Origin of the sequence: Streptococcus hepaticus, from assembly GCF_043656315.1 — a bacterium.
Lineage (GTDB): Bacteria > Bacillota > Bacilli > Lactobacillales > Streptococcaceae > Streptococcus > Streptococcus hepaticus.
Map to the genome: position 1 here is coordinate 1 of NZ_JBINIY010000034.1, position 2,663 is coordinate 2,663.

At 40.0% G+C, this 2,663-nt stretch carries 2 protein-coding genes and 1 pseudogene; all 3 read right to left on the bottom strand.

Going from position 1 to position 2,663, the window contains the following annotated elements; genetic code table 11:
- Nucleotides 1–182, bottom strand: a 182-nt coding sequence (locus tag ACHUFA_RS10905) for a hypothetical protein (RefSeq protein WP_394406087.1), incomplete at its 3' end; no start/stop codon positions are given.
- Between the two features lies 1 nt (nt 183).
- Nucleotides 184–2,535: a VirB4-like conjugal transfer ATPase, CD1110 family gene (locus ACHUFA_RS10910; protein ID WP_172041086.1), complete on the bottom strand. Its 2,352-nt coding sequence runs from the start codon at nt 2,533–2,535 to the stop codon at nt 184–186.
- Nucleotides 2,492–2,663 (bottom strand): annotated as a pseudogene (locus tag ACHUFA_RS10915) (PrgI family protein); the annotation flags it as partial. The pseudogene ACHUFA_RS10915 and the gene ACHUFA_RS10910, both read right to left, overlap by 44 nt.

A 2,663-nucleotide genomic window follows, 5' to 3' on the forward strand; every position in this document is an offset into this window, starting at 1 on the left:
TCTTTTAACTCTATTTTCTTATCTTGAAACAGAGAATTTTGGGTTGGTTTTCGAAATCGGCCTTTTTTAGGAACAGTCTGTCTTAAGGTCCTAACTTCTTTCCGATAATGCATACGGGCTGATTTTAAGTTGCTTCGAAAGTTTTGCCTAGCCTGTTTGACTAGCTTTTTATCCTCTTTCATCTCATGTCCTCATTTTTTCAGGGTCCGTACTCATGATGTCAAAGAGCTTGGTGTGTTGTGGAATCTTATTCTTGAATGGAACAACGGTGGAACCGGCCTTAATTAAGCCTGCCCCTTTTTCAGGATTAACTAAGTACTTCTCCAGCTCTTTAGAAAGCCCAAGCATATGCACCAATTCTTCTCGATCGCTCTTAGCCTGTTTTAAAAGAATCATAAACTCGCTATTGGCAATAATGCGTCTACCATTGGCATCTAAAAGAAGAGTCTCTACATTTTGAGTAATACCTGTCGGTATCGCCCCATACTTACGGACACGACTCCAGAGTTTAAAGAAAAAATCAGAGGCATACTTGTCCAATAGAAGTAGCTGCATTTCATCAAAGTAAATCCAGGTCTTCTTCCCTAGCTTTTGGTTTTTGACCACCCGATTCCAAATTTGGTCAAAGATAACCATGAGGGCAATTTGTTTTAATTCATCGCCTAGCTTTTTGACATTGTAAATCAGGAAATGACTGTCTGTTTTAATATTGGTCCGATGTGAAAATATGTCCAGCGACCCTTCCACATAGAGTTCCATATCAAGTGCCAAGTCCTTAGCTTCCTGTTCAGGTTGTTGAGCTAAGACAAAGACCCATTCGACCAAGGACGGTGTGTCAAAATGCTTATAGGTCAAGCGTGTCACACGGTCAATCAAGGATTTTTCACGACCATCCATTTTGCGGTCCAAGAGCTTTCCAATCCAAGACAAGAGAAATTCGGACTTGACCTTAACCGGATCCTCATCCATATTCTCATCAGATAGATCTAAGACATTTAAGAAGGTAGTGGAATCTGGGGCAATATCAATACTCTCCCCACCAAAGGCTTGACCGATAATACTGTACTCGTTTTCTGGGTCAACAATAATAATTTCAGTATCACTATCTACTTCCTTGAGCTTAGTAGAGATGATTTCATGTTTTGTCGCCATCCCTTTGCCAGCTCCAGAAGTCCCTAAAATCAACCCTGACGGAGTATTTAACTTGCCACGGTCAATACTGATGATATTACTTGAGATTTGATTGATGCCATAAAATTTCCCACCCTTGTCCTGAATATCAACGGAAGTCCAAGGTGCATTCACGGCAATGTTTGAAGTCAATAGAGACCGAGAAACACCTTCAAGATAGTTCTTCCCAAATGGCAAGAGACTATTAAAAGCAGCTTCTTGCATATAGGTCAAATTATCAATAATCATATCATTAGACCCTGCCACTTGCTTGATAATATCAAGAGATTGTTTGAGTTGGTCTTCAGTATCCGCCAGCACGCCAATTAGAAATACGGTGTCAAACAGTTTATCTCCTGTTTGGGTCATGGTTTGAAGAAGAGCCTCAGCTTCATCGATATTGTTTTCAAGAACATGCCCGACCTTCTCCAAATAGATACCTGTCCGAGCCATCTTTTGTTGTTCCCCAATCTTTTGCGATTCCATCAAAGTTTTCTTGGTTCGCAGCTTGGTCATGGTTTCAGACTTGGTAGAGCCTTTCGCATGTAGGCTAATCATCACTTCCAAATCTGACTGCATGAGGTCACGAATAAATTTATCCCCTAGCTCCATACCGTAATCACGAACATAGACAATCTGTAATAATCTATCGTCCAATTCAATATGATTCTTATGTTTAAAGGAAAGGTAAGTTGGGGCAATAAAGTGTTTGGTGGATTGACCTGACAGGGTTAAATCCTTGTAAGAGAACGGTAAATGATTTTCACCTCGCAACATATCCGCAAGGACATTCACTCGCTCCTCTCCACCAAGTAAACCAAGAGATACATCAATCTCTGAAAAGCCACTCTTGAAATATTCCCCAATCTGTGACAGAGAACGAAAAGCTAGTTTTGGTGTTTGGTCGCTCTTGCCAAATGAAAGAAACTTGACAGCTGAAAAGTTGTTCTCGCCCGCTTCTAAGTTGGCATCCATCATGCGATTCAATTCATCACGATAAGCATCAAATCCATCTTCCTGTAAGGGATAGAGAATACTCTTGCGGAATTTTTCCAAATTAACTTTTTGATTGAAAATAGTCAGTTGGAAATTAGTCTTATCATCCAGTGAATTGATTAAATCGGAATATTTCTCAACAATAGCTCCCTTATCATCTAAGCCAACTGTTTGATAATTAACATCTCCTAAAAGATAGGTTTGTGAGAAATAGCTTGGACTGACCTGCATAAGGCCATTCTGAAAAAGCCCTTGATAGGCTAACGTATTTACGGTAGAAGGTCTGATCTCCTGCTTCTGTGTTTTCTTCTTTTGCTTTTGGTCATTAGAAGATGTCTTTGGTTTCATTGAGTGTTTTAATTTTTTCACGTTGGTCTCCTTTTCTTCCAGTTATTGTACGGTCTGGCACCGTTAGTTCATAATGAAATCGGTACCTGAGATAGGTTTCAAATGGTAAGTCATTGGGGCGATAGACTCCAAATAACATGAGTGGAATT